The organism is Bacillus sp. JJ664 (assembly GCF_036962205.1).
Lineage (GTDB): Bacteria > Bacillota > Bacilli > Bacillales > Bacillaceae_G > Gottfriedia.
On record NZ_JBALMS010000128.1, the window covers coordinates 1 to 3,630 of the forward strand.

5 protein-coding genes are annotated in these 3,630 nt (G+C 29.9%); 3 read left to right on the plus strand and 2 right to left on the minus strand.

What is annotated here, in order from left to right; translation table 11 throughout:
• The first annotated feature begins 28 nt into the window (after positions 1-28).
• Positions 29-418, plus strand: coding sequence for a DUF1694 domain-containing protein (locus V7056_RS17340; protein WP_499703662.1), 390 nt, complete (start codon positions 29-31; stop codon positions 416-418).
• 57 nt (positions 419-475) lie between these two features.
• Here V7056_RS17340 and V7056_RS17345 read toward each other — a convergent pair whose 3' ends face one another.
• Positions 476-1,816 (minus strand): hemolysin family protein, encoded by a 1,341-nt coding sequence (locus V7056_RS17345; protein WP_499703658.1) that lies wholly within the window; start codon positions 1,814-1,816, stop codon positions 476-478.
• 252 nt (positions 1,817-2,068) lie between these two features.
• Between V7056_RS17345 and V7056_RS17350 the strand changes: the two genes are divergently transcribed.
• Both V7056_RS17350 and V7056_RS17355 read left to right on the plus strand, forming a co-directional pair.
• Positions 2,069-2,536: a hypothetical protein gene (locus V7056_RS17350; protein ID WP_499703659.1), complete on the plus strand. Its 468-nt coding sequence runs from the start codon at positions 2,069-2,071 to the stop codon at positions 2,534-2,536.
• A gap of 137 nt (positions 2,537-2,673) precedes the next feature.
• A complete protein-coding gene (locus tag V7056_RS17355; RefSeq protein WP_499703660.1) occupies positions 2,674-2,865 on the plus strand; it encodes a hypothetical protein in 192 nt (63 codons plus the stop codon).
• A 43-nt stretch (positions 2,866-2,908) separates the two neighbouring features.
• Here the strand turns inward: V7056_RS17355 and V7056_RS17360 are convergent, their stop codons facing one another.
• The gene (locus V7056_RS17360; protein ID WP_499703661.1) at positions 2,909-3,466 is read right to left on the minus strand and encodes a hypothetical protein; all 558 of its coding nucleotides are present in this window, start codon (positions 3,464-3,466) and stop codon (positions 2,909-2,911) included.
• Between the last annotated feature and the right edge of the window lie 164 nt (positions 3,467-3,630).

The following is a 3,630-nucleotide window of genomic DNA, read 5'->3' on the forward strand; positions in this document are numbered from 1 at the left end:
AAAGAAAAGAAAGAAGGAAGGTATAAAAATGGCTGGAAATAATGTTGAAGATTATTTGATAAAAGGAATTTACGGTGAAAAGCAAATAAAAATTGAAGAACGAAATGTTTTTTTGGGTACAATTCGTGAAAGAGTTGAGATTGCACTTACTACAAGCCAAGTAATGGCAAATTCAATCTATACTCAAATTGAGGCAAATTTCTCAAATAAAAATTTAACTTTACTATTAAATGGCACTCTCCCATACTCAGCTATTTCAAAATATATAAAATTAGCAAAAAAAATGAACCTTCCCTTCTCACTTGTTAATAATTTACCAACTCCAACACCGATTGGTTTAGTTCTTGCACATAAAAATGCTGTTGATAAGAATGAAATTTTCATTAAAGACGAATTGTATCATTCAACGAAGTTTTAATATTACGGTACGTGAAATTTTATATTAAAATCATCAAAAAAGCGCAATAGATTTAGATTAATCAGTTGCGCTTTCTTCATTTGTTTGCTGATTTTCAATCGAATCTTTCGTTATTTCAATTGATTTAATGTAATGACCGTCTATTTTAAGAATTTTAAATGTATATGGATGAACTTTGATTGTATCCCCTTCTTGCACTTCAAAATTCTCTGTTAAGATCCAGCCACCAATTGTATCAACATCTGTATCATCAATATCTAAATTAAATACATCGTTTATTTCACTGATCAGAACTTTACCTGCTATTGTATATTTATTTTCATTTACTTTAAAAATCTCTTCTTTTTCATCTACATCAAATTCATCTCGAATTTCACCAACAATTTCTTCTAGTATGTCTTCTACCGTTACTAATCCAGAAGTTCCACCATATTCATCAACCAGAATTGACATATGAATATGCTCTCTTTGCATTTTAACAAGTAGATCATGTACTGAAATTGATTCTATAACTTGAATAATGGGTCGAATATATTGTTCGAGTTCTTTTACCTCTGGTTCACCATTGTGTAATACGAAATCAGTAAAAACATCTTTAAAGTTAATGAGTCCAATTACATGGTCTTTATCGCCATCTACTACTGGAAAGCGTGTGTACTTTTCTAAACTCATGAATTGAATATTTTCATGAAAAGGAACCTTCATATCAATGGCAATCATCTCTGTTCTTGGAACCATTATTTCTTTGGCAACTCGCATATTGAAATCGAAAATATTATTTACATATTTATATTCAGATGAATTAATTTCTCCGCTCTCATAGCTTTCAGAGAGTAAAATCCTTAACTCTTCTTCTGAATGAGCTACTTCAAGCTCACTAGCAGGCGGAATTCCGAACAATTTCAAGACAAGTCTTGCAGAATTATTGAATAGCCAAATGAATGGATACGTAATTTTATAAAATAAAATTAATGGTGGCGCAAATAGTAAAATGACTGCCTCTGCTTTTTGTATCGCGACAGTCTTTGGTGCCAACTCACCTACCACAACATGAATGAATGTAATGAATCCAAACGCAATTAAAAAAGTAATTGTTTCACTTACAGCTGATGGAAAATTTAAATGATCAATGACCGGGTGTAATAATTTATCAATCGTTGGTTCACCTAACCAACCTAAACCTAAACTCGTAACTGTAATACCTAATTGACATGCAGATAAGTATTCATCAAGATGAGAGATTACTCTTTTAACTGCTTGCGCTTTTTTATTCCCTTCACCTATTAATTGATCAATTCGTGAGCTACGGATTCTTACAATCGCAAATTCCGATGCCACAAAAAATGCAGTAAAGGCAATTAATACAACAACTAATAATAATTTAGTACCTATAGACAACTATTTCATCCCTCCAATTGGAAGTAGAAAGCACTCTTCTAATAACATATTTTATTGCAGGCTTAACTTAGTATATTCAGTTATGGGACTTGTTATCAAAAATATTTATAACTTCAAATTTCGACCATTCATTTCATAATGTACGTATTATAAGAACTTTTGACGAGCGGACACTAGTTTTGTCATTCGTGAAGGACATTTAAAGCACAAAAAGAATGTTAAGTATATAAACCATTTAGAGGAGGAACGAAAATGTATACAACTTCTCAAGTAGCTGAGCAGCTTCAATTAACTAACAAAAAAGTTTTATTATTTTCAAAAAAAGGGAAGCTTAATGTAGAGAAATCGTCTAATGGTACGTATTTATTCACAGAAGATCAAATGATGCAAATAAAAGAAATTTACGAAGCTTCAATCCAGCCTGTTGAAATAAAACAAAATGACCAGGCTAACTCATCACACATCATTGAATTAGGACAAAAAATTGAAAAAATCGAAGAAAAACTTGAAACAAAAGCAAATGAAGTCGTATCAGTTCAAATATTAGAGCACCGTAGAGAAATTGAAGATTTAAAAAAATTAGTAAATAAGCTTGGAGACGAAGTATTTCTATTAAATGAAAGCATTAGTACATTAAAAACAGAATTAGAAGATCAAAAGAAAATTGTTGCATTTAAACCAAAGAAAAGATTTGCAATTTTATCAATTTTTGGTGTGTAATGATTGAATTTGAAGCTAAAATTTCTTTTTTGTATAGATCAAATATTTAAAACGTAGAAGAACGTCTTCTACGTTTTTTTACATACTTCTGGATTGAGTTGGTGAAAATAATTTTTAGGATGAAAGGAGGAATTTCAATGAACAAAAATGCTCGTCAATATACACAAGATGCAACTACGGCTATAAAGCATGCCGTAGAAAATCTACAGTCAGCACTAGAAACAGTTGAAAAACCACATAATCATGAATTAATAGAGCAGGCGCTTCAAGCCTGCCAAAACGCCTATAATCATACAAACAGTACAGCATCAGTACTTGCACAAGAATAAGGTAATGCAAAAAACTCAGGTCCATAAACCTGAGTTCTTTTGTTTATTTATCATAATACATTAGTATTTCTTTAAACTCATTTGAGTATTTTAATAATTTTATTGCATGTTTTATATCAAGTAAAAAAGGTACGGCAATTATATTTTCGTTAATATCAAAGTATTCATCGATCGGCAATATTTTAAATCCGACACTCCTTGCAAACATGTATAATCTTTTGTTGATCGTACCAATATACCAATCAGCATTCGTTTGATTTGCATGGTCATAACAAGCTAATAAGATTTGTTTAAAAAACCCTTTCCCCCTATTTTCACGATTGATTAATAATTTACTAATTTCATAGATTTCTTCGGTTTGAATATATTTAATATACTTATTTTCTGTAAAATTATAATAATACTCGTTATTATTTTGATTATTTACATCATATTTATCAAATTCGATTGTCCCAATTAGTTTCTTCTCTGTATCACAGATTCCATATCGCATCGCATCATTTGTTCTTTTTAAGAAAGGTATTTCGTTTTCTTCACAAAAATCTCCCCAAAGCTCATCAAATAATAAGTTCTCTTCTTTTGTATGAATAATACGAAACACAATAACCCCATCCTTGTATATAATTGTTAGATTAACAATTTATTAGAAATCCCATTTTTAATATCTTAACAAAATATTCTAATATTTGTAAACGCATACATTTATATTTTTGTATATATTTTACAATAAATTTACGATTGTCCGATTAATGATCTCTAGTAATT